Origin of the sequence: Chitinophaga caseinilytica, assembly GCF_038396765.1 — a bacterium.
In the GTDB taxonomy this organism is placed as follows: Bacteria; Bacteroidota; Bacteroidia; order Chitinophagales; family Chitinophagaceae; genus Chitinophaga; species Chitinophaga caseinilytica.
Genome location: NZ_CP150096.1, coordinates 3,504,472 through 3,528,109, shown reverse-complemented (window position 1 = coordinate 3,528,109; position 23,638 = coordinate 3,504,472). Strand labels below are relative to the sequence as shown.

General features: G+C 54.4%; 23 protein-coding genes. 14 read left to right on the top strand and 9 right to left on the bottom strand.

The features are described 5' to 3' along the window. Positions 1-94: 94 nt before the first annotated feature. Positions 95-1,180: a hypothetical protein gene (locus WJU22_RS14355; protein ID WP_341838875.1), complete on the bottom strand. Its 1,086-nt coding sequence runs from the start codon at positions 1,178-1,180 to the stop codon at positions 95-97. A 194-nt stretch (positions 1,181-1,374) separates the two neighbouring features. Between WJU22_RS14355 and WJU22_RS14350 the strand changes: the two genes are divergently transcribed. Genes WJU22_RS14350 through WJU22_RS14340 form a run of 3 tightly spaced genes read left to right on the top strand, consistent with a single transcriptional unit; the run spans position 1,375 to position 3,703 of the window. Then, positions 1,375-2,271: a hypothetical protein gene (locus WJU22_RS14350; protein ID WP_341838874.1), complete on the top strand. Its 897-nt coding sequence runs from the start codon at positions 1,375-1,377 to the stop codon at positions 2,269-2,271. A gap of 2 nt (positions 2,272-2,273) precedes the next feature. Next, positions 2,274-3,245 carry a hypothetical protein gene (locus WJU22_RS14345; protein ID WP_341838873.1) on the top strand — a complete coding sequence of 324 codons (972 nt, stop codon included), beginning with the start codon at positions 2,274-2,276 and terminating at the stop codon, positions 3,243-3,245. Then, positions 3,242-3,703, top strand: a complete 462-nt coding sequence (locus WJU22_RS14340) for an NUDIX domain-containing protein (RefSeq protein WP_341838872.1) — start codon at positions 3,242-3,244, stop codon at positions 3,701-3,703. The genes WJU22_RS14345 and WJU22_RS14340 overlap by 4 nt, the downstream gene beginning before the upstream one ends. A 51-nt stretch (positions 3,704-3,754) precedes the next feature. Here the strand turns inward: WJU22_RS14340 and WJU22_RS14335 are convergent, their stop codons facing one another. Genes WJU22_RS14335 through WJU22_RS14325 form a run of 3 tightly spaced genes read right to left on the bottom strand, consistent with a single transcriptional unit; the run spans position 3,755 to position 6,905 of the window. Next, on the bottom strand, positions 3,755-4,882 hold the full coding sequence (locus WJU22_RS14335) for a hypothetical protein (protein WP_341838871.1): 1,128 nt from the start codon (positions 4,880-4,882) through the stop codon (positions 3,755-3,757). Then, entirely contained in the window at positions 4,875-5,732 is an 858-nt protein-coding gene (locus tag WJU22_RS14330) for a hypothetical protein (RefSeq protein ID WP_341838870.1), read from the bottom strand. The genes WJU22_RS14335 and WJU22_RS14330 overlap by 8 nt, the downstream gene beginning before the upstream one ends. Before the next feature lie 15 nt (positions 5,733-5,747). Next, positions 5,748-6,905 carry a hypothetical protein gene (locus WJU22_RS14325; RefSeq protein ID WP_341838869.1) on the bottom strand — a complete coding sequence of 386 codons (1,158 nt, stop codon included), beginning with the start codon at positions 6,903-6,905 and terminating at the stop codon, positions 5,748-5,750. Positions 6,906-7,381: 476 nt separating this feature from the next. On the opposite strand from WJU22_RS14325, the gene WJU22_RS14320 reads away from it, so the two are divergent. From WJU22_RS14320 to WJU22_RS14305, 4 genes are all read left to right on the top strand, one after another. Continuing rightward, the gene (locus WJU22_RS14320) at positions 7,382-7,993 is read left to right on the top strand and encodes a sterol desaturase family protein (RefSeq protein ID WP_341838868.1); all 612 of its coding nucleotides are present in this window, start codon (positions 7,382-7,384) and stop codon (positions 7,991-7,993) included. Between the two features lie 72 nt (positions 7,994-8,065). Further along, positions 8,066-8,893: an AraC family transcriptional regulator gene (locus WJU22_RS14315; RefSeq protein ID WP_341838867.1), complete on the top strand. Its 828-nt coding sequence runs from the start codon at positions 8,066-8,068 to the stop codon at positions 8,891-8,893. Positions 8,894-8,947: 54 nt separating this feature from the next. Beyond that, positions 8,948-9,553, top strand: coding sequence for a short chain dehydrogenase (locus tag WJU22_RS14310; RefSeq protein ID WP_341838866.1), 606 nt, complete (start codon positions 8,948-8,950; stop codon positions 9,551-9,553). Between the two features lie 104 nt (positions 9,554-9,657). Beyond that, positions 9,658-10,173: a hypothetical protein gene (locus WJU22_RS14305; RefSeq protein WP_341838865.1), complete on the top strand. Its 516-nt coding sequence runs from the start codon at positions 9,658-9,660 to the stop codon at positions 10,171-10,173. Between the two features lie 126 nt (positions 10,174-10,299). Here the strand turns inward: WJU22_RS14305 and WJU22_RS14300 are convergent, their stop codons facing one another. After that, positions 10,300-10,500: a YqaE/Pmp3 family membrane protein gene (locus tag WJU22_RS14300; RefSeq protein ID WP_341838864.1), complete on the bottom strand. Its 201-nt coding sequence runs from the start codon at positions 10,498-10,500 to the stop codon at positions 10,300-10,302. A gap of 230 nt (positions 10,501-10,730) precedes the next feature. Here WJU22_RS14300 and WJU22_RS14295 point away from each other — a divergent pair, with 230 nt between their 5' ends. Next, positions 10,731-12,230, top strand: coding sequence for a hypothetical protein (locus WJU22_RS14295; protein WP_341838863.1), 1,500 nt, complete (start codon positions 10,731-10,733; stop codon positions 12,228-12,230). Further along, positions 12,230-12,718 (top strand): hypothetical protein, encoded by a 489-nt coding sequence (locus WJU22_RS14290; protein WP_341838862.1) that lies wholly within the window; start codon positions 12,230-12,232, stop codon positions 12,716-12,718. Before WJU22_RS14295 ends, WJU22_RS14290 begins: the two co-directional genes overlap by 1 nt. A 98-nt stretch (positions 12,719-12,816) precedes the next feature. Here WJU22_RS14290 and WJU22_RS14285 read toward each other — a convergent pair whose 3' ends face one another. From WJU22_RS14285 to WJU22_RS14270, 4 genes are read right to left on the bottom strand one after another with little or no spacing between them, the layout of a single operon-like run. Next, positions 12,817-13,569 carry a LytTR family DNA-binding domain-containing protein gene (locus tag WJU22_RS14285; protein WP_341838861.1) on the bottom strand — a complete coding sequence of 251 codons (753 nt, stop codon included), beginning with the start codon at positions 13,567-13,569 and terminating at the stop codon, positions 12,817-12,819. Further along, the gene (locus WJU22_RS14280) at positions 13,562-15,262 is read right to left on the bottom strand and encodes a sensor histidine kinase (protein WP_341838860.1); all 1,701 of its coding nucleotides are present in this window, start codon (positions 15,260-15,262) and stop codon (positions 13,562-13,564) included. The genes WJU22_RS14285 and WJU22_RS14280 overlap by 8 nt, the downstream gene beginning before the upstream one ends. 23 nt (positions 15,263-15,285) lie before the next feature. Beyond that, the gene (locus WJU22_RS14275) at positions 15,286-16,104 is read right to left on the bottom strand and encodes a TlpA disulfide reductase family protein (protein ID WP_341838859.1); all 819 of its coding nucleotides are present in this window, start codon (positions 16,102-16,104) and stop codon (positions 15,286-15,288) included. 21 nt (positions 16,105-16,125) lie between these two features. Beyond that, complete coding sequence (locus tag WJU22_RS14270; RefSeq protein ID WP_341838858.1) at positions 16,126-16,392, bottom strand: DUF4369 domain-containing protein; 267 nt, start codon at positions 16,390-16,392, stop codon at positions 16,126-16,128. 307 nt (positions 16,393-16,699) lie between these two features. Here WJU22_RS14270 and WJU22_RS14265 point away from each other — a divergent pair, with 307 nt between their 5' ends. The 5 genes from WJU22_RS14265 (at position 16,700) to WJU22_RS14245 (ending at position 23,546) form a co-directional block, all read left to right on the top strand. Next, positions 16,700-17,359, top strand: a complete 660-nt coding sequence (locus tag WJU22_RS14265) for an RNA polymerase sigma-70 factor (protein ID WP_341838857.1) — start codon at positions 16,700-16,702, stop codon at positions 17,357-17,359. Beyond that, positions 17,341-18,504 carry a FecR domain-containing protein gene (locus WJU22_RS14260; protein WP_341838856.1) on the top strand — a complete coding sequence of 388 codons (1,164 nt, stop codon included), beginning with the start codon at positions 17,341-17,343 and terminating at the stop codon, positions 18,502-18,504. The genes WJU22_RS14265 and WJU22_RS14260 overlap by 19 nt, the downstream gene beginning before the upstream one ends. 193 nt (positions 18,505-18,697) lie before the next feature. Then, positions 18,698-19,042 (top strand): hypothetical protein, encoded by a 345-nt coding sequence (locus WJU22_RS14255; protein ID WP_341838855.1) that lies wholly within the window; start codon positions 18,698-18,700, stop codon positions 19,040-19,042. Continuing rightward, positions 19,018-21,999 (top strand): TonB-dependent receptor, encoded by a 2,982-nt coding sequence (locus WJU22_RS14250; protein WP_341838854.1) that lies wholly within the window; start codon positions 19,018-19,020, stop codon positions 21,997-21,999. Before WJU22_RS14255 ends, WJU22_RS14250 begins: the two co-directional genes overlap by 25 nt. 20 nt (positions 22,000-22,019) lie before the next feature. Further along, complete coding sequence (locus WJU22_RS14245; RefSeq protein ID WP_341838853.1) at positions 22,020-23,546, top strand: RagB/SusD family nutrient uptake outer membrane protein; 1,527 nt, start codon at positions 22,020-22,022, stop codon at positions 23,544-23,546. Positions 23,547-23,638 lie beyond the last annotated feature (92 nt).

Here is a 23,638-nt window from a genome sequence, read left to right as displayed (position 1 = left end):
GGCGAAAAATCCGCAACGCCCACCTTGCCTATTCGCTATGCTGGCGGGAATTGCCCCTTTTTCCAGGGTATCGCGTCAGGCGGCTGCCACTATCCTATCGCAAAGAATAGGTCTTCATTTCCCGGATACTTTCTATCCGCCATTTGCCCTTCACCTTCGTGGCGGTAAAAAACATCAGCCGCTTCATGAACTTAACCCTGTCGATATGGAACACCTCCCCGATCTTGGATATATCGAGCCCCGCCTTATACCAAATGTATTCGGCGGCCGTCGGCTCCAGCAATTTGTAAATCTCCAGCTTATCGAAATTCTTGCCACCGTATTTCAGAACACGGTTCCTTAGTTTTTTTACATTGCGCACAAACTCTGCAATATCGCTCACGGTGCTCAATGCGATCGCATTGAGTTCATTGCAGGAATACACCACGATCTCGTCTTCATAATGGACCTGGCAATCGATAGAATTATTGGTATCCGGATTGATGTGGAAAACATGCACTTTCCGTATGCCCGCTGTATTCACATATCCCCTTTCAAACTTCGGAAATTCCCCGCCCCAGACCCTTTGCTGAAACGTCGGCGTCAACTGCGCCCAGGCCGTTTTGTAATCCTTTGCTGAAATGCTGCCCAGGAAATCCTTGATCGTTTTCTCCACCGACTTTTCATCTTTGGTCACCGCCACATCCTTTAGCTCCTGCTCGGAGAGTGGAGGCAACGCGGCGCCGGTGTCTTTCTTCTTCATCGGAGATAGCCCCAACTGGCTCCGGATATCGTTCCCAACTTCCTGAATCCGTTCCTTGAACTCCTTATGGAATTCGACATTGACATCGTTTACCACGCGATGACTGAATGCTATGCCTTCGGAACCCTTCACTTTGAAGATGGAAATTTTCAGCTCCCGGAAAGCGAGAAAAAGGCTCCGGTCGTCCACTTCAAAAGAAGTAATGGTGTTCCATGACTTCGTGTAAAGCCGGTGAAAATAGTTGGGATTTTTCCTGCTCTTGTCTCCCGCAAACCTGAAGAAAAACGGCTTCTTCGTTTCCTTGTCGATCTCATTCCAGAGCTTGGCCGAATAATGCTTCTTCGCCCCTTCAAACTCCTTGTTCCCGAAATACTTTTCTAAACAGTGATCGTACAATTTTTCATACAGTACAACAAATGATTCTGGTTTGAAATCCATAACGTAATAGGTATATAATTTTTTGTGGTTGACAAATATCCTGACAGCTCATAACGCTGCCGAATGTCCGGAATGTTCGAACAGTTATAATAACGGTACAGGCGTTCCTTCCCAAATTTGCTATCGACGGTAAAAACAAGGCCTGGTGAAGTTGGGGATTTGAATATAGCAAATAACACTTAAAACGCGAAGCAATGAAAGAGCTAATCGAAGGAACTGCTGAGCAATGCGAAAGGATCTCGGCGTACTTTAACGAAAAACGCGCGCAACTGCCGCAAAAATTTAAGAATATTCCTAACCTGTACACGCTTGATGACTACCTCATTAAGAACAAATCTTTCCAAGCGTGGATCGATTGGGCCCGGGCGAAATTCGCACAGATGCACCCGGAACTGACGGGCATCCCCGGCGACAGGTACTTCGTCGGCGTAGATTCGCGCGAAGGCGATATGGGCGGCTTTCACGGCAAGATCGCGGGCGGGTTTTTCTTCATCGAAAACCGGGCGATGGCTATCATGCTCAATTCCCGGTTCATCGACAACCCGCTCCTCCGCCAGCTGGAGCTGCAGAAAAGCTATATTCATGACAGTATCCACTACTCAACGTTCCGGCGCATCTCTGCCGTTCCGCCGGCCATGGACGTGCCTTTCCCCGTATACCGGCAGCAATACGGCATCAATTTCAAAAACCCCGACGGCACGGCGTACTCCACCGTATCCGCCACGCGGAGGGCCCCGCTCAGCATCAACCTCAACCTGCTGATGGATGGCGTCACCGACCTTATCGCCTCGGCGATGGTGAAAGAATTGTCGAACTCCAACTCGTTTGTATTGCAACCGGGCTTAGCGCAGGAGGTTTTCCACGACATCACCGGCGCCACGGTCAATTTCGATCACTACGAGCGGGCGAGGGATTTCCATCAAACCGTGCTCACCCCCACGCGGAGATTCCTGGAATTCTGGGATAAAGACAATACGCTCGTCCCCCTCCTCCTGGACGGTATGCTGACGGGCGACCTGCAACGCCTGCAATCGTTCTTCAACGAACGTACACACGTCGATAATTCATGGGAACTCATCTTTAAAATGTAGTTATGAGCATCTTACCTTTCACACAAACGTTCTACCCCGGCGACGTTGATCCCACCTCGCCTGAGCGCCACTTCATTGGTGGCGCCCAGGCGAATTACCTGGACAGTAACTGCATCCACAAAATCCAGGAGAAATTCTGCGAATTGGGGTTCGAATACATGGTGGGCAATATCAACGGCTGCTACAATTCCAAACTGGCTTCCGCGGTTTGCGCGTTCCAGGAACAGGCGACCGGCGCATTCAGGAGATTTGTCAACACCTTCGACGGCGAAGCGTCTACCCTCCTGCTGACGCCAACCTACAACGGGCACGTCAACGGCATTCTCGACGAAGCCACTTTCCGGGAGCTCAATATCTGGCTGCTCCACAATTTCGCGAACAGCTGCCCTTCGCCGCTCACCCGGTTCGGCCGCACCTGGGTACAGCAACCGATCGCAGCCGCCATGCGCGAGGTGATAAAAATTACGCGGCGGCATAAGGGCTACTTCCCGGAAAATGCATTCGCATGTTTCAGAAGTCCGGCCAACGTGACCATCAGTTCCGGCATGATCAAAAACTCGTTGCACCATCTCGCCCTTGCCATTGACCTGGACGAGTGGCGCGGCATGCAAAACCCGCACCTCGACCGGTTTTTCATATCTTCATCCGAAGACAATGAACATTGGAACGTTCATATCCCGTGCGCCGACGCCGAAATACCGGAAACCACGCACACGTTCATGTTCTTCCGGGCAGACAGTAAAACCTATTACGAGTGCGAAATATCCGGCAGATTCCTCGACCTCACCGCTATTTTCAAATCGGTAGGCCTGACGCCGATAAGAAGAAAGGAAGGCTGGACAAAAAATTACTACCTGACGGAATGGTGGCACTTCCAGCTGGCCACGCCCCGCTCCTGGACCGAAGAGATCAGCCGCATCGGATTTTCAATAAAAACACTTTCACTCCTGGGAAAAACATACCAAAAACCATGAACACGATCATAAAAATCATATCATTCTTCCGGCGGTGCTACTGGGCGGTTATCCGGCCTACCACGGTGGGCGTTCGCGCGATCATCGTCAACGCCGACCGGGAAATATTACTGGTGAAACATCGCTACGCGAAAAACTGGTTCTTACCCGGTGGCGGCGTACAAAAAGGAGAAAGCTTTGCAAAGGCCATCCATAGGGAACTTTCGGAAGAAGTGGGGATCGAACGGTATGATAAGTTGGCGTTATTAGGGTGCTATTCAAATTTCTTCGAATCCAAAAGCGACTATATTGCGGTCTTCGTCATCCATCACGCCACCCTATCCAGCGATCCGAAAAGCGTTGAAATAGCGCAGTACGCGTTCTTCCCGCTGTCGGCGCTGCCGGAGGGCCTGTCTCCCGGAACGCGGAAAAGGATCCAGGAATACCTCGGCGAAAAAACCATTGATTTCAATTGGTGAAGGGAAGCCAGGGACCATCCCTGGCTTCCTTCGTGTTTCAAATCCGGAATGCTATTTCACCACAATAACCACCGGCTTCCCCTTCAGTACAAACGATGCCACATTGGTATCATCTTCCGGCGGAAGCCCCCAACCCCGCTGATTCCCCGGGATTACGAGGTAACCCGTTATGGAACCGCCACGATCGATCTTACCCGTAAAAATCAATGTCTCCGACAACGGCCAAAACCCGAAATCGATCCATAACTTCTCATCCGGCATCAGCTCCCATGGCCCCCGGAAAGTCCCGCGGGCAGTCAGCGTGGTATCCATAGCGCCATGTCCACAGGTTCCGCAGCCGCTGTCGCTGAAATCCGCATCCAGGAAACATTGTTGGTGCGAATAGTCGATCAGCATCCGCACGCCATTCAACAGCACGATGCATTTACATGGATCGCCGGAGCGGACGCAATGGCTGTAGGTGAAAAAAGGTTTTTGTATACCCCGTTCCAGGTCATCCATCCTGCCCGTGCCCGACAGCTCCCCATATCCCGATTCCACATAAAAATCGGCCAGGTCTTTCCCTCCGTACCAGCCCCTGGTCACGGCGAGCGTCCGCGCTTCCAGACAGGGATGCGAGTACAATTCCTCATCTTCACAAGGCGGGTTGGGCACCATCGTCAGGTATTTTTGCGACTCCGGCAAAGGGGCCTTTAGCCGCGCCATGTTGTACCCGGAAAAGTAATCGGCGTCCAGTTCGTTCTGGAGCTTCTGACCGTCGTCTGCCCCACTGGTATTGCCGTTCAGGTGATGACCCAGTTCATGGAGGTATACCGCCATTTTATCCCAGTTCTTGTGCCGGACGTCCACCGCCGAATCGAACGCGGTTTTGCTGTAGAGGACATACCGCGTATTATCGCGCGCCGAAATGAGCGAGGCGAAATTGCGGACTTCGTCGCAGCCCCGGAGCAAAATCTTGCCGCGCAAACCCAGCGGCCGCAGCAGCTGCTGCATGGTATTTTCGGCCAAACTGTCCTGCACCGTGGGCGGCAGCGCCATGCAGGGATACTCCACAGCTGCCGTATCATCGCCCAGGAAACACACCCGGCCGTAATATTGCTGTGCGGATGCAACGCCTGGCAGCAGGAAAACCGAAAGCAGCAGGGCAACCTGTAGTATGATGTTTCGCAGGTCAGTCATCTGTCATTTCCTGGTTGAGGTAAGCGGGATTCACGTCGTTCTCGCCCAGCGAGCTCACTTTTTTCATGGCCACAATGGCGAGGTCGCGCGCCTTTTTGTTCCAGTATTTGGGATGCAGCATGAACCCGCAGTTCAGCATCTTCTGCTTATCCGACCAGATGACGTTGCAATCCCGTTTCCCGATGTTGCCGATAAAAGGGCAATCCGTTCCGAAGAAAGCGTACCGGTAAGAGTATCCCCCCACGCCCGGGCCTTTCCCCTGTGAGGAATAGTACTTGAAACCTTTCGCCCGTTTCGAATAGCCGGTCAGTTCATGGCCCAGGCTGTCGATGTAACAGATGAACAGCACGGCGTGCCCCGTGCGGGTGGTCCGGTTCAGGTTGACGAACGAGCCCGGCGTCAGTTCCCTGTATGTGCACATGCCTCCCATTCCGTAGGCGTTCAGCGCATAGGCCGAACCGTAGGAACCGGAATTCACCCACATAAAATCCTTGAAGGTTTTGGATTGGGTCGACACCCAATGCCGGATGGGGAGATAGTCGAACACCGAGGAATCACCGGTTTCCGCCGCGTAGATGTTCAATGCGGTCACGATGAGCTCCAGTTGCGCGGCCACGCACATGGTCACCGCCGGCCGGGAGGCTTTCAGCTTGTTTTTCCCGAAAGGGAGATCGTGGGTAAAAACCCCTTTGATATCGTACCCCCGCAAAGCGTAGTTTTTCTCTATCGTGTCTACGGCCCGCAGCAGGTAGCTGTTGAACTTTCTGTCCTGGGCATTTAACGGCGCCGCGGCCCCCAACAACACCGCGAGCAGGCACAGCAGGTGCCCGAAACGTTTCATGTTAACCATATCCTATTGATTTAATTAGTCTGATGCACCGATCTGAACGATCCGGGAAAGCACTTTCTCCAATCCGCCCTTAAACTTACCCTCGAACCCGTAATCGTTTTTATCATCCCCTTTCCGGAGGTACCGCAACTGGGCAACGAGGTTATCTATCTTTCCGGCATCGCTTCCCGGCAGTTTTTTCGCGTCTTGCAGCAACGTCACATTATCATCGAAATTTTTCAGGAGAATGCGGTAATAATCGTTGTAAAACGGCTTGAAATCCCGCGCCAGCTGCACCGCCTGCGCGGTAAAATCCCGCACCTTCCGGATCTCGGGCCGCTGCAATCCGTTCTTGTAGAAATTGCTGTTCCTGCTGGTATTGTTCATATCGAACAGATCGTCTGCCTGGTCCTTGACGGGCCGCGTAATGCCATGCACGTCTATACTCAATTCCGACCGGAACCGCTCCACCAGTGCGTTGATCGCGGGGAAATAATCGTCGTACTTCGCTTTGTGGAAACGCAGGTCGCCCGAGAATTCCTGCGCCTGGTTATTGAGTTGTTGATAGAAGTTGACATACGGCATCATGGAAGTCGAAAACTGTTCCAGCATTTCCTTCCGGATGGGCGCATCGATCTTGACCGGCAACGTATCGCCTTCTTTCAGTTTTTTGGTCAGCTTTTCGATGAACGGAATATTGAAGGAAGCGAGCGTCGATATCACGGACGTCACGATATTCACGGCGGGGAACGATTTGGCGATGCCGCCGACGATGTCGGAGATCGTCGTTTTCAACCTGTTTTTATATTCCGGCGCGATGTTGGCCGTGGAGATGACCTGCTCGGCCACCGTGATGACCCGCTCCGTGAAAACGAACCCCAGCTGGTCGTTCGTGGGGTTGCCCACCTGGCTCATGAGCGTGTTGGCCAATGCCTCGTTCCGGTCTGCGATAATATCTTTCACCGTGATTTGGAGGGTAGACATCAATTCCATCGTCAACAGGGCATTCCGGTAAGAGGTATTATAAGGTTCCGCGTAAGATTTTGCGTTGGTATGATTGATTTCATTCACCACTTTGGCGAGGCTATCGATCCGTTCCTGGAAAGCCTTCAGCAGCGAATCCGTATTGCCGGTGGATTGCGCAAACAGGGAAATGGGGAGCAGCAATAGCAACAGGCTGTAATATTTGATCATGGTACAAGAATTTATCGACCGAAGGCATGAATGGATGGGGACGGCATGCACATTTCCGGCCAGGACGGATGGCATGTGTATCCTGACATCATGGGGCGCGAATCCATTCGCTCAAGCATTTGCATCAGGTATATGAAAGAACCGGGGTTTATCAGCAACGCAATGCGCTTTCACTGTTATCCGAAATAAGTATTGATTTGACTGGAAGGCCGTTCAACCGACGCGATGAATCTGGGGTACATCCTGGCGATAACTACAAGAGAAGATGCCGGCAGGTATAGCTGTAATTGTCTGCTTAGTGCTTATTGGGGCCGGACATACATCTAATACCAAAGTAAGATATTTATTTTGATCTGCCAATTTTCGGACCGGTCGCATACCCGGATCGAGGGGTTTATCCGGCGGTTCGTGGGCCCGATTCCGCGGTTGATGGAAAAATCGCAGGGATCGCGGGCGGGCGGGGGCATTTTGCGGGTATGCAACCAGATAAAATCAAGAATAAGGGACAGGCGCGGCTATTCGAGAACCAGTATCTTGAAATGCTTACCAAAACGCATCCGCTGGTGATCTGGGGGATGTACCTGCCGGTGATCGGGTATTTGCTGTATTACAGCGTGGCGCAGGCGGGCTGGGGCATAGCGCAGGCGGCGGGGATTTTCTTCCTGGGGGTTTCGGGGTGGACGCTTTTCGAGTACATCATGCACCGTTTCGTTTTTCACTTCGTGACGGAGCGCCCCCGGCTGCGGCGCATCATTTACACCCTGCACGGCAATCATCATGAATACCCGCGCGACAAGCAGCGCCTCTTCATGCCGCCCGTTCCAAGCCTGATCATCGCCTCGGCCATTTTCGGCGTGATGCGGCTGGTGCTGGGCGTGGCGGCGTTCCCCTTCTTTCCCGGGTTTATGCTCGGCTACCTGCTGTACGGCACCATCCATTATGCGATCCATGCCTGGCGCCCGCCGTTCCCCTGGGCCAAGCCCCTGTGGCGGAACCACCACCTGCATCACTACAAGAGCGAGGAAAGAGGGTTCGGGGTCAGCACTTCGCTGTGGGACCGCGTTTTCGGGACGTTCTTCAAAGGCTAGGCCGTTCAGAAAGCACAGTTCGTATCTTTGCCGGATATGCTGCACCGTTTTCCTCCATCACCGGCCCAGGCTATGCCGGATCCCTCGTTCCTCGCGCATCCGGCAGAAACGCTCGCAAAGCTGAAAATAGAATCGCAGCCGGGGAAGCGGACTGTGCTTATGACCGAGCATACTTTGATATTCGTGCAGCGGGGCGTCAAGCTCCTGCATTTTCCTGATGAAACGGTCAGGGTTTCGCCGGGGGAAGTTTTCCTGCTGCGCAAAGGCATTTACGTCATGGCTGAATACATCGGGGAAAGCGCCGGATTCGAGGCGATCATGTTGTTTCTCCCCTTGAAGCTCCTGCAATCCATGTCGATGCACGGCAGCCCTTTGCAACATCGCCATTCCCGGCCCTACCTGGTGTTTCCTGCAACGCCGCTGCTGAAGGGGTTTACGGAAAGCTTCCGGCAATACTTCGGTCAGCCGCCGGCACAGCTCGAACAGCTTATGCATTTGAAGCAGCAGGAGGCATTGCTGCTGCTCCTCTCGGGCCCCCAACGGGGAATCGTCCAGTCGTTCATCCGTTCGGCGATCGACAGCGAACCGGCCACCATGGACCATATCCTGTCGCAATACCTCCTACAGCCCGTTACCATCGAAGAACTGGCGAGTCTCTGTAATTGCAGCCTTGCCAAATTCAAGCGTGATTTCCGGCAACGCTACCAGTGTTCTCCCCGCACCTGGATCAACGATCAAAGGTTGGCGCATGCGCACCTCCTGCTGCAGAACACGGATTTACAGGTCGCCGCGATCGCCATGGATTGCGGGTACGAAAACACATCCTGGTTCATCCGGCTGTACAAGGAAAAATACGGCCATACCCCCAGCGAAGGAAGAGCCAAAAGAGTTACCGGATGAGCCATCCCGGTTACCTGCCATCCCCATTTCCGGCGGACCTTTGCTAAAAAAAGTATGAAGATCTTATTGATCGGTGGTGAAGGTACCATCGGAAAGGCAGTAGCCGCCGCATTCCGGCTCCGCGGCATGGAAGTGATCACCGCAGGCAGGAACAGCGGGGATGTTCAGGCAGACATTTCCCAACCCGCGATGATCGAGCGCATGTATCGCCAGACCGGCACCGTGAATGCCGTAATTTGCACCGCCGGCACGGGATATTACGGCCCGTTCCGCACGATGACCACCGACATGATGATGCCCGGTATCCAGGGCAAGCTAATGGGACAGATCAACCTGGTGCTGATCGGCCAGGACTATCTCGCCAAAGGCGGCTCCTTCACCCTCACCACCGGCATTGCCGCCGAACACCCCGCCCGCAACGGCACCTGTGTATCCATGATCAATGGGGCCGTTAACAGCTTCGTGTTAGGAGCGGCGCAGGAAATGACGGAAGAAAGAAGGATCAATGCAGTGAGCCCCGGCCTGGTGGAGAATAGCTTCGAGCGGTACGGCTCCGCTTTTCCCGGCTACAATCTCGTACCCATGGGCAAATTGGTCAATGCGTATATCCTGAGCGTGGAAGGTGCGGTGAACGGCAAAATCCTGAAGGTGTATAGTTAAAGTATCGCCGTCCCCCTGTTCGTACCTGCATTTAACCGGTTTGCACAGAAAACCACAGCGTTTCCGGACATATCCCCTATTTTTTCAGAAAACCAACTGGAAGTATGAAAAAGTACCTGCTGATGTTCCTGGTTTGCTGGAGCGGAACCGCCATGGCGCAGATGGGAGCCGCACAAAAAATCGTCCCGGAATATCTCCACGAAACCCGGATCAAAAGCGATCCTCCCGCCATCTGGCAAACCATCCGCGACCTGCCGAAAGTTAAGGATTACTCCAACGGCGCGATCACGGAAGTAAATATCCGTACCGTCGGCGGAACGCAATTCCGTGACCTCGTGTTCGCAGACGGCCGCAAGCGCACGGATGAAATCGAACAGATCCACGATACTTACAAATTCTTCGTGTTCCATGTTGCCGATCCGCTGCCGACGGGCGTTTCCAAAGCGATCGTTACCGCGCTCGTAGAATCACTGCCGGACAGCAAGGATACTTCGGTCGTTCGCTGGTCCATCATCATGGAAGGCGACAAATCCGCCAGGAAAGCCCTGACAGACACCCTCGTCGCGGAAATCGCCAATTATGAGGCCGGCCTGAAAAAATTGATGGAACAGGCACCGTGACCCGGGTGCAATATTCGATTATTTGCCATAAGAAAAGGCCTCCTTCGGGAGGCCTTTTCTATTTTACAAAGTTTTATATCAACCTGGTACCGACCAGGTCCATCCGGATATCGAAGCGGGCTTTTGTTATCTGGAATTCCGCATCGCTCTTACGATACGGTCTGTCCGCCTTTCCGCCCTTGCGTTGTTCAGCGACACAACGGCCCAGATAGCGGCGGGGAGCCACCCGATCAGGGTGATCTGCAGCACCAGGCACAGGATCGCATGAAGGATCATGCCCCTGAGGAGAAAGGATAATGCCGGGAGGAGGATTGCAATAAGTATCATATCTGTTTAATTCAGTGTTTTGGAATGGCTGCGTGTTATATATGCCCGGGAGATCCCCGGTTCATATGCAAATGCAATATACTATAAGAAACTGAAAAATGGCCGCTCCCGGTGCCCCGTCAACCTTTCCAGTCCTGAATTTTCAATTTTTCCACGTACAGATTTTTCCGGCAGGTCTCTACTTATATAGAAGGATACCATTTTATCAAAAACCAGTCAAATCCAATGTCATGATCTCCAGACTCATATGCCTGTTCATGCTTGCCGGTGCCCTGTTCGCCTCATCCGCCACAGCGCAATCCAGGCCCCCGTTACGACCATTAAAAGTATTATTCGTCGGCTACGACCCGGCCCGCCCCCTTCCGGAAATGACCCGGTCGGCCCCGGGCGGTATGTCGAAAGAGGGGTTCATCGCGGAATACCCCGTGCGGATGCCCGCCTTCAAAGCCCTCCTGAGCCAGTATTTTTCGGAAGTGGCAACGATGGATTGCCGCGACTGGAAACCGGCCGATTCCAACCCCTACGATGTGACCATCTTCGATTTCCGGCCCAATCCATTGCCCCAGCAGGATTCCGCGCGCCTGAAACGCAGGCTGCGCCCTGCTTTCCTGCCCGACGATTTCTCCCGGCCCGTCGTGTTCATCGCCAACACCGCGCCTGAAATGGGCGAAGCCATCGGCCTGAAGCTCGACTGGCTCTGCCTATGCCTCGATGCCGACGCGCACCACCTCAATGTAAAACACCCGATTTTCAACGGCCCCGTCGCCAAAGTGAAACCGACGCTGCAGCTGAAAGAAACGCCGGAAGGCATTTTCCACTATACCACCGGCAAAAACGTACCGAAGCAGATCCCTATGTGGAAAGTCCAGAACGAAGGGTACCTGACGAGCAAAGATGCCCGCGTGGGCCTCGTGGCGCGGGGCAACCGTTTCGATGAAGGGCCGGATGCGGAAATGATCTCCAGCGGCGTTTGCACCAAAGACGTGCAGGCCGTGGCCCTCGGCCGGCATGGCAATTTCTTCCTCTGGGGATTCGGCTCCTCACCCGCTAAAATGACGGACGAAGCCAAAAAAGTGTTCGTCAACACCGTCGCCTATATGCAGCAGTTCGCCGGCAAAACGCCCATCGCCCGGAAATACAACGACCGGATGGCCACCACCGACAATGTCCGCGAAATCGCCGCCGCCGCTACCCGCGAAGCTTACGAATCTTCCAAAGTGGAAATCCAGCAGTTCAACGAACAGAACAGAAAGGAAAAAGCGCGGCTGGACGCCAAGAAAGCCGCCGGCCAGGCCTTCACTTCGCAGGAAGAAACCATGTACCCCTACTACGGCCATGACGAAGAAATCCCGAGCTGGGAAGATTACCTGAAATCGCTCACCGGGAAATACCACGGAAAATTCGGGAGCGATGCATCCGCCTTCCAGGCTTACATCTCCAAAAATTTCGATTACCTGTACTGCGACCCCACCGCGTTCTTTACCTGGACGGTAGACGAAGACGTGGCACAGATCGGCGTTTCCAACCACAGCATCAAATTACTGGATACCTGCATCGACATGCTTCGCCGCAAAGACCGGGAAGACCTGGCGCTGAAAGTGCTGAAACGCTATACCGCAGAGAATTTCACCACCGCCAAAGAATGGGGCGCCTGGCTGTCGGCCCACCGGAAAAAACTCTTCTTCAGCGAAACCAACGGTTACCGTTTCGTCATCAACACTTACAACTGATGAAGCACATATTACTGATTGGCCTGCTGCTCCCGTTGCAGGCGCTTTCCCAAAGCAAGTTCAGCGACAGGATCGAAAAAGAGGCCGCGGCCCTGCAATGCCCGCCGCCAGACGGATCGAAGCCCGTTACCGTGAACGCGGCGGTGGTGGCCACAGCAGACAGCCTCGCCGTGATCGTAAAATCAGAGATTCTGCGGGGTTGGCACATCTACGCGTATGTCCCGGAAAACCAACCCTACATTCAGTTAGACCCGATCCTGGAAACGCCGGCTTCCCTGCAACCTGCGGGCGGATGGTCGCAAACGCCTCCAACCGCTTCCGTTCACGATCCCGGCGTGCTGATCTACAATAACACCGCCGTTTTCATCCGGAAGTTCGCGAGGAAAGAGCCGTCGGGCGGAAAGATCAAGGCGGGACTGTATTTCCAGTGTTGCGATATCAAACAATGCCTGCCGCCGGATGAACATGTGGTGGAACTGAATTTTTGACGATATCGTCAGGACGTAAATCCCGGTATTCAAATTTCATCAACATAACAAAGCCTGCCCGAAATGGGGCAGGCTTTGTTTATTACGGCGACAGGCCTTCAATTCCGCAGCAGTTCCGTTTTCACCCAGTCTTTTTTCTGCCGGGAAACGGGCACGGTGCTGTTATCTTCCATTTGCAGCGCGAGGCCGTCGCTGCGCAGCAAACTGCGGACGTATTTGCGGTTGACGAGGTGCGACTGGTGGCACCGGATGAACCCGTAGCCTGCCAGCAGCTCTTCATAGTCGGCGATAGGAGTGGTGGAAAGGATTTTTTCCCCGTTGGACAGGTAGAAAAATGTATAGGAGTTCTCGCTCTGGCAACGCACAATATCCTGCACGGCTACCATCCGCATTTCCTTGAGGGATGAGATGGCGATGCGATGATCGTTCCGGTTTTGGGTATTCTGCAGGTTGAAGAGGAGGTTCCGGAGATTATGGTTTTCCTGTTTCTGCGCGATCCTTTCTGCCGCGCGGGCCACAGCGGCCACGAGCTCCGGGATGTCGAGCGGTTTCATCAGGTAATCGATGGCGGAAAACCGGATCGCGCGGATGCCGTATTCGCTGAAAGCGGTCACGAAGATCACTTCGAAATCGTAGGTACCGAGCTCCTGCAACATTTCGAACCCGTCTTTTCCCGGCAATTGCACGTCCAGGAACACGAGTTTCGGTTGCAGCCGGCCGATCAATTCCCGCGCTTCGAACGCATCCGCTGCCAGGCCCACCACTTCCACCTGTGCGCAATACTTCTCCAGCAACGCGCGAAGGTTGTTGCGGTTGTGCGGTTCGTCTTCTATGATCAGGGCTTTAATCATCCAGCCAGTTTTTGAATGTAAAATACGCCGTTGTGCCGGATTGGCCGCTTTCCAGCTGCAAGCGGACTTTCTTGCGCCGCTCCGCCTGGTTGAACAGCGCGATCCGGTCGGCCGTGAGCCGCAGGCCTTTGCCTTCCGCGGATCGGCTGGCGTCGAACCCTTTCCCGTTGTCGGCGATTTCCACCAGCAGATCGGCACCTTCTGCCCGCACGGATATCCGCAGGGCCAGCGGTTCCCCTTTCCCCCGGAAACCATGCTTTACCGCATTTTCCACGATGGGCTGGAACAGCAGGGGCAGCATGTCTATGGCCGCCAGATTCACGCCCGGCGCCACTTCCAACGTAAAATCGAATGGCTGGCGGAGCTGCTCCAGGCGGATGTAGCTTTGCAGGTGTTTCAACTCCTGGTCCAGCGAAATGCTGTCGCGCTCCCCGTTTTGCAGAGTGTTGCGCAGCAATCCCCCGAAACCCGACAAATAATGGTTCGCTTTTTCCACTTCGCCTTCGTTGAGCAGGCCTTGTATGGAGCCCAGCGCGTTGAACAGGAAGTGCGGATTGAGCTGGGTGTACAGTGCCTTCACTTTCACGCGCTGCGCTTCCTGCAGGCGCTTGCGGCGGCGGTTGCGCGTCCACAGGAACGTCATCACCGCCAGCAACGTCAGTACCACCGCCATGCTGATGATGAACCACGGCGCCTGGTACCAGTTGCGGGCTACGGCAAACTGTTTCCTGAAAACATGTTGCCGCCTGTCGGCATAGCGCACCTCCAACTGGTAGTTTGTTCCGGGTTTCAGGCCGGCTACAATAACAACGTTCCCTGTTTTCCGCCAGGCTGTATTATTATCACCGCTTTCCATGAGGCGATATTCGAACGCGGAATCATGCGGAATGTCATTCCGCGGACGGAAAACCAAAGCGAATTTTGCATCTGAAGGGATCTTTTTCTGGCCTGTCATCAGTTTATCCCTGCCACCAGGCCAATCTTCATAAAACCGGCTGAATTCACTCAACTTCCCGCCCAACGCTAATTGTTTCTGGTAAACTTCATGGATGAATTCGGTCAGCGTGGCGTTGGATCGCTGATTATCTATCACCAGCATGAGAAAAGGCGGCGTTTCCAGCGCGTCTTCCTTGCGGAAATGAAGCGTCAGGAACGGGGCGTCTTCGCGTTGGCGGAAGCGGACCGATATGCTGTCGCCGTTTTCCAGTTCGCTGTCGAATAATTTCCGGCCGCGCTGGGGCCAGAATTCTATGTTCCTGTTGAGATTGGAAATGAATGTATCCGTGTACCAGCCGGCGTTTGCCACCGGCATCCATCCGGTCTCGTCTTTTCCGTTCCGGGAGGCCTGATAGTACATAGTGGCCGTTTCGAAGACATGAGCATCTTCGGGCAGTGTGTCGCGGAAGGAGCCGCCGATGGAATAACCGCCATTGTCCAGCAATTCCTTCATCCGGAATACCGAAATGGCCAGTCGCTTCCCATACACCCGGTAATGCTGGTCGTTGAAGGGCAGCCGGATATCGTATGGCTGATAATTGACGTCGAGATTGAGGGTATAGTTATTGGCGATCTGGATAACGGTGGAATCGTTGTACACGAAATTATGGGCCCGCGGCGTCTTTTGACCGAAGGCGGCAACAACCGTTACCGAAACCAGCAACACGGCAATATATAAACGGCGAAATAACTGCATCAGCTTGAAAATTAAGGAAATTCCTATTGAGGCGACAAAGTATACTTTTTGAGATCGATATCGACGGCCACGATCCGGCCATCCGGCCCTACCAGCACATTCTGCGGAATGGCGCTGATATTATAGTTTTTGCCCGTCTCCCCTTTCCAGCCACGCAGATCGGACGCATGTACCCAGTTCAGCCCGAACTTCCGGATCGCCGCCTTCCATTTCTCACCATTATCATCCAGTGAAATACCGATGACCGTTAACGCCTTGTCCTGGTTGGCTTCATGGAATTTTTTCAGCTCAGGAACCTGTGCGATGCAGGGGCCGCACCACGACGCCCAGAAATCCAGCAACACATACCGTCCTCTGAAATCCGATAACCGCACCGCTTTCCCGGAAGTATCGCGTGCAGCCAGTTCCGGCGCGGGATTCCCGGGTTGGATGGCGCTCCGGCGGTCTATCCGGAAGCGGAGGGCCTGACCTTCGGCGGATTGCTTCAATTGGCGCGACAACCCTTCGAAGTCCGCGCTCAGCGTCCTCGTGTCCAGGTCGTAAAAAATGGAATAGGCCATCGTCACGAGTGAAATATAGGCATCGGGATGCTGGCGCACCCAATCGTGCGTCAGTGCTATCGCTTTCCGCTTCAGCGCCGCGGCGGAATCTTTCATGGATGCCAGGTTGCGGGTGGAATCAACCCTGGCGATGCTGTCTGCCCGGTGCTGCAACTGATAACGTTCCGCATCCAGCTTTCCGGTGAGCGCCCGCAGCTCCAGCCAATGATCGTTGGCCAGAGAGCCTGTCAATATTGCATTTCCCGGCTTGTACCACTCCTTGCCCCTGAGGGTCAGCGTCATGTCGGCGTTCTGGAAAAAGAGTTAGGTGAAAGACCGCCTGTCGCCCGTGACATACACCGAAAACAGGAGGCCTTCCGTTACGAGCTTGCCTTTGAAGGTGAAGCGCCCGTTGGATACCAGTGCGGAGTCCGAGAATTTGGGGTTCATGTCCGACCAGTCGATCCCGTAAAAATGGACGTACTGTCCGTTGAAAGACTCATCTACCTTGCCTTTCAGGGAAAACTGCTGCGCGGAGGCCTGCAGTTGCATGATAACAGCGAGGGATATCAGGGAAATGATGCGTCGCATAATGGAGGGATTTGATTTCATGCGACAAAAATGTGGATTCGGAAAAGCTTTCGGCAGCCGTTTCCTGAATTCAGCGGGTTTGATACTGAATCGGACGGGCATTTCAGGAAAAAAGTTTCCCGGCCAGGCGGCTTCCGGCTGCCCGCCTTTACAGTATGCCATTAAGTTTCGACTGACGAAATATTCGCCGGAACCGATAGCGGATTCGCACATTTAGCCTGGAATCGCAAATCCTGATAGTATTTGCACCTGCGCTTGCCGCAGCCGGTTTTATTTCCCTATTTTAGCTACATATCCAAAGCAGTACTTGGCTATTCACGGTTTACAGTCAGAACAGGATTTGCTCAGCAAAACGGCATCGGGCGATCAGCAGGCATTTGCCGGGCTGGTAGACATGTACTGGAATAAAGTCTACAGTCATGCCCTGGCCTACACTAAACGCCAGGCCCAGGCGCAGGAAATCACCCAGGATATTTTTCTGCATATCTGGCACAAGCGCGACCATCTCGCCGAAGTCGCCAGCTTCAAAAATTTCCTCTTCATCGTCGGGAAAAACCAGATCATTTCGGCCATGCGCCGGAACCTGCAGGTAACCGTTGCGCCAGACGGATCGGAACTGTATGAAGAAGTCATGCAGGCTGACCATCCTTTGCGGTACAAGGAAGCGTATCAACAGGTGCTGGAAGTGATCGAACAGCTGCCGCCCGTACGCAGAAAGGTTTTCAAGCTGAGCCGGATAGACGGGCTGAGCTATGAAGAGATCGCTGCGCAACTGAATATTTCACGGAACACGGTGAAAGAGCACATCGTGAAATCCCTTAATTATTTACGGCAACACCTCCAGGCCGAAGGGCATTTTGTAGCCCTCATGATCCTTTTTTCCATTTTTTTTGACAGGAACCACCCACCCTTTCTTTTTCACGCGTCTTTAATTGTAATCAGCCGAAAATGGATCAACCTACACTGAGCGATTTACTGGACCAATACCTGACCGGCACCATTTCCGCCGAAGGGAAAGCGCAACTGGCGGATATGCTCGCGGAAACAGCGCATGCCGGCGAGTTGGAAATGCGCATGCAGGAAGATTTCATGAGCGACAGGTTCCTCGGCGACGATCATCCCGCCGCACGGCGCGCGTTGCACACCTGGCTGCAGGAACGGATGCAGGAACATGAAAAACCGAAATCCCGCATCCGCCCGCTGTTCCGCATAGCGGCGGCCGCTTCGCTCCTGCTGGTGATCGGAACGGCGGCCTGGCTGATCATCTCCCAGCGGGAAACCTCCGTCAAAACGACCATTATACAACACAACATACAAGACGCCCAACCGGGCACCTACAAAGCCAAGCTCACCCTCGCGAACGGACAAGTCGTAGTGCTGGACAGCCTTTCATCCACCCAACCCCATTCCGGCGCCGTTCAGATGGCCGAAGACGGCAGCCTGGTGTACGAGCCCGGCGCCGAAGGCCTCAATACCATTTCCACGAACAAGGGAGAAACGTTCTCATTTAAACTGGCCGACGGCTCAACGGTCTGGCTGAATTCCGCATCGTCTGTCCAGCTGCCGGCCGCGTTCCGCGGAAAGGAGCGTCGCATTATGGTGACGGGGGAAGTGTTCGTGGAAGTGGCGCAAAATCCGCAGCAGCCTTTTATCGCGGAAATGAACGGAATGGAAGTGCTGGCGCTGGGTACCGCCTTCAACCTGAACAGTTACCCGGACGAGCCGCGGCCCACAGCCACGCTGGTGACCGGGCGGGTGAAGGTATCGACGCCGGATAAATCCGCCGGGCCGGTGATGCTCTCGCCCGGGCAGCAAACGAAGCTGCTGGAAAACGGGCAACTGGCGGCAGCGGAAACGGTGAACATCGACGAGATCGCCGCGTGGAAAGACGGGCTTTTCCACTTCGAGAACGCCAGCCTGGAAACGGTGCTCCGCCAGTTTGCGCGGTGGTACGATATCGAGGTCGTGTATGAAGGGAAACCCGCCGCAGACCGGCAATTTTTCGGCATCGTCCGCCGGAACAACACCCTGCAACAAGTACTGGAAATATTGAAAGACAATGATATCGGATTCAAAATAGAAGGAAAACGCCTGACTGTAACAGCTAAATAAGAAACATGGACGATCAACCAAAAAGGAACCGCTTCGTGGTCTAGACGAAGCGGCGATGTTTAGTTGACAATAAACAACACCTGTAAGCACCATTTATTAGTTCACCAAACATTCCAAAGTTATGAAATTAACTCTAAGTGTACTTACCGGCCGCCCGGTCGGGTGGTACCGTATTACCAAAATCTTCAGGGTAATGAAATTATCAACCATTCTCCTCCTCACCGTTTGCCTGCAGGCAGCTGCAGCCAGCGTTTCGGGACAAAACGTGACGCTGCGCGTGAAAAATGCCACTTTAAAAGAAGTTTTCCGGAAGATCCAGCAACAAACCGGGCTCGATGTTTTCCTCGATGAATCGTTCCTCGAGAAAGCCGGTCGTGTAAGCATAGACGTGACTAACATTCCCGTGGAGGAAGTGCTCGACATCTGCCTCAAAGAGAAACCGTTTTTCTATACCATACAGCAGGGGCGCATTGTAGTGAAGCCCATTGCTGAAAAAAGGACTGGCTGCCGGAAGTGCTGCAGCAGTTCGTTAAAATAACCGGTATCATTAAAGATGCGGAAGGGAACCTGCTCGTGGGGGCTTCCGTGTCTGTGAAGGAAACGCATAAAGGCGTGGCCACGGGCGAAACCGGGGAATTTTCGCTGGACGCGGAACCCGGGCAAACGCTCATCGTTTCCTACGTAGGGTTCGTGACGCAGACGATCAAGGTCGGCGAAGCGAAAACGCTGACCATCGTGCTGGAAAAATCGCCCAATAAGCTCGACGACCTGGTGGTAGTGGGATATGGCATGCAGAAGAAAGTGAGCCAGACCGGTTCGCTGGCCACCGTTTCCGGCCAGGAACTGAACAAACGCCCCGCGCCCAACGTCCAGAACCTGCTACAGGGGCGCGTGGCAGGGCTCGATATCGTGCAAAGCACCGGCCAGCCGGGCCGCGACAACGCCAGCATCCTCATCCGCGGCGTTGGATCGTTCGGGTCATCGTCTGCCCCGCTGGTGCTGGTAGACGGTGTGATCGGCAGCATTTCCAACCTGGCACCGGAAGACATCGCCGATGTAACGGTGCTGAAGGACGCGTCTTCGGCCGCGATCTATGGGGCCAGGGCAGCCAATGGCGTCATCCTCGTTACTACGAAAAAAGGCAGGAAAGGTCAGTCGGTACTGGAATACAGCTTCAACATCGGCCGGAGCACCGCTACGCGGCTGCCCGACCTTGTGTATAACTCCGCACAATATATGGAGCTCCGCAACCAGGCGAGCATCCGCGTGGGGCAACCGGCTTTCTATTCCCAGGACAAGATCGACGCGTATAAAAACGCGACGGATAAAACGAAATATCCCGATTTCAACTGGATGGATTACGCCTTCAACCCCGCCACCACACAGAACCATCGCTTAGGATTTTCGGGCGGGAGCGAAAAAACGACGTACAACTTTTCGCTCAATTACCTGAAGCAGGACGGCGTGCTGGACAAAAACGACTACAAACGCTACAACGCCCTGCTGGATTTCACCACACAGGTGCATAAACGCGTGAAAGTGGGCGCCAACGTGAACATCTCCCATCAGCTCATCACCGAGCCCTGGCAAACGAACGACGGGCTGGTACTCATCCTCTACCACTCCGCTCCCACTTTCGGTCCTTACCTGCCCGACGGCAGCGGCCGGATCGCGTCTAACGCCTACCAGGGAGAATCGGCGGGCCAGCGGAGCTATCCGGCGGTGCTGGCCAGCGGCGGGCAAAACACGAAACGCTACAACGTGAATGCGCAGGCCTTTGCCACGGTAGACATCGCGAAAGGATTGGTATACGAGGCCAAGGGGGCGTTTTCGTACTTCAACGAAGATTACCGCAACCGGCAGTTCCCCACGCCTTCTTATTACTATCAACCGGATGCGAATGGCGTTTACCAGTTGTCGGACAATGGAACGCCCACGTTCGAAGGGCTGAACCAGACGTTCTCCCAAAGCATCACGCAAACTTTCTATAACACGCTGACCTACACTACCACCATCGCCAATGACCATAACATCCAGGCGCTGGGCGGTTACGAGCAGCAGAGCAACCAAAGCCCCAACCTAACCGGTACCCGCCGCGGATTCCCGAGCAACGACCTCAACGAGTTGGGCGCCGGTTCCGCCACCGGACAAACCGCTACCGGCAACACCACCGAATGGGCGCTGCAATCGCTTTTCGGCAGGATCAATTATGATTATAAAAGCAAATATTTCCTGACGGGCAATATCCGGTACGACGGTACCTCGCGCGTGGCGCCCGATACGCGCTGGGGCTTGTTTGGCGGTGTTTCGGCAGGCTGGCGCGTTTCTGAAGAAAACTTCATCAAGGAGAAAATGCCCTGGATCAGCAACCTGAAAGTCCGCGGCGGCATCGGCAACCTCGGGAACCAGGAGATCGCCAATTATCCGTACCAGGACATCCTCACAGCCAGCCAGTACCCGTTCGGCGCCACGCTGAACCAGGGCGCGGTGCTCACAAGGCTGGTCGACAAAACCCTGAAATGGGAATCTACCCGCATCACCGACATCGGCCTGGAATTCGACTTCCTGAACGGATTGATCGGCGGTTCGGCCGGCTGGTACAATAAATATACGAGCGGCATCCTCGCCCAACGGACAGACGTTCCCGGCAGCGTGGGCCTCGCCGCACCTACTTTCAACGCCGGGGCTATGGAAAACAAAGGCTGGGAACTCGAATTGCGGCACAACAACCGCATCGGGGAAGTGTCTTACGGCGTGAGCGCCCTGTATTCCGCGTACAAGAACCAGGTGAAGAAAGTAGTGGTGCAAACGCCGGGCACCCTGGAAGTAGGCGTTCCGTATAATTCGTATTACCTGTACGACTGGGCAGGTGTTTTCCAAAGCCAGGAAGAGATCGACAAATGGGCGAAGCAACCCAACTCCGGCGTGCTGCGCCCGGGCGATCTGAAGATCAAAGACCAGGACGGGAATGGTACCGTAGGGCCTGAAGACCGCATACGCATGAGCCCTTATCCTGAATTCACCTATTCCCTCAACATGTTCGCCAACTGGAAAGGATTTAACCTGACGGTGTTCTTCCAGGGCGTGCAGGGCCGCAAATTGCTGGTACGCGGCTGGGGCATCGAACCCTTCGGCCAGGGCGCACCGCCACCCAAAAAATGGCTGAACGCCTGGACGCCGCAGAACCCCAGCCAAACGCTCCCCGCCATTTACCTCGACCGGGCCAATTACCCCGGCGTAACGGGATATAATTCCACCTTCTTCATGCAGGACGCGTCGTACCTGCGGCTGAAAAACGTGTACCTCTCGTACAGCCTGCCCCAACGGCTGCTCGACAGGATCAGCTCCAAAGGGCTGACGGTATATATTTCGGGCGATAACCTGCTGACTTCCACCAAATATGAAGGGGCGGACCCCGAACGTGCGGGCGGCGGCAACTTCTCGCAGTTCCCGCAACTGAAAACCTACACACTTGGCCTGAACGTGAAATTCTAGTACCTGAAAAACACAACATCATGAGAAATCGACTTTCCATATATGCCGCGCTGCTGCTGGGTCTTTCGGGCACGCTGGCCACTTCCTGTAAAAAGGATTTCCTGACCAAAAACCCGCTGAACGCTATTTCCGGGGAAACGTTCTGGAAAAACGAAACCGATGTGAACCTGGCGCTCGCGGGCGTGTATTCCCGCCTGCAAACCGGGTTTTCGAGCTACAACAAAGTGTACCTGGACGGGTATTCGGATAACGCGTACGACCGTTTCGGATACTTCGGGTTCAACAACATGACCACCGGCGTGGTGAACCCCACCAACGTACCCGGCACTTTCTACGATCCGCCGTACCAGGGCATTGCGGCCTGCAACTTTTTCCTGAAGAATGTAGACAAGGCGCCGATCGGCGATGCTACGAAAAAGATCTACAAGGCGGAAGTGCAATTCCTCCGCGCGCATTTTTACATGGAACTGGTGCAGGCTTTCGGGGATGTGGTGCTCTACAAAAAAGCCCCCGCCACCGTAGACGCGGCTAAAATACCGGCGGCGCCGAAAAGCGAAGTACTGGCTTTCATCCACGAAGACCTCGACTTCGCCATCGCTACCCTGCCCGATACGAAATACGACGGCCATGCCGTGAAAGGAAGCGCGATGGGCCTGAAAGTGAAAGCGTTCCTGCTGCAGGAAAAATGGAGCGAAGCGGCAGCCCTGGCACAGCAGCTCATCACCGGCGGGAAATTCAGTTTGTCGCCCAGTTACAGCGGATTGTTCATTACCTCCACCCAGCAGAACAATCCCGAGATCCTTTTCTCGACCCGGTACCTGGCGCCCAACAATGTGCACGCCGGCGGCGAGGGACTGGAAACGGAAGTGGGCTGGTATGGATCGATCGGGGTATACGCCAACCTGGGCGATGACTACGAATGTACCGACGGTAAATCCATCACCGAATCGCCCCTGTACAATCCGGCTACGCCTTATGCCAACCGGGACCCGCGGATGGATATTACGCTCAAGCTGCCCGGAGAAAAATACATCAACCCGGATGGAACGGAATTCCAGCATTCCGACCCGGTGCTGACGCCTTACCTCATGCAGAAGTATCTCGATATGGGCCATTTGCCTTTTACCCGCGGCGGTGCTTCCATTTCCACCGACCAGAACATCATCCATATCCGCTTCGCGGACGTGCTGCTGATGTACGCCGAAGCGAAAAACGAGGCCTCCGGCCCGGATGCGTCTGTATATAACGCCATTGACCAGGTGCGCGGGCGCGCGGAGGTGAACATGCCGCCGGTAGACCGCCTGAAATACGCCAGCAAAGACGCGCTCCGGCAATACATCCGGCACGAACGCCGCATCGAGCTGGCCTGCGAAGGGCTTCGCTATTTCGATCTGAAAAGATGGAACCAGATGGCCGAGCGGCTGGCGTTGGTGAAAAATCCCGCCGGCGCACAATTGAGTTATGGTGAAAAGAACAACGTACTGCCCTTCCCTCAGGGCGAGATCGACAAAAACCCGCAACTGAAGCAGAAGCAGGGTTATAATTGATGCTACCTCCGCAATACATGGGCAAACCGGGAAAGTTCCCGGTTTGCCCTTTTTTTATTCCGGTATACGGTCTTCCTCCGCCATGAATGCCG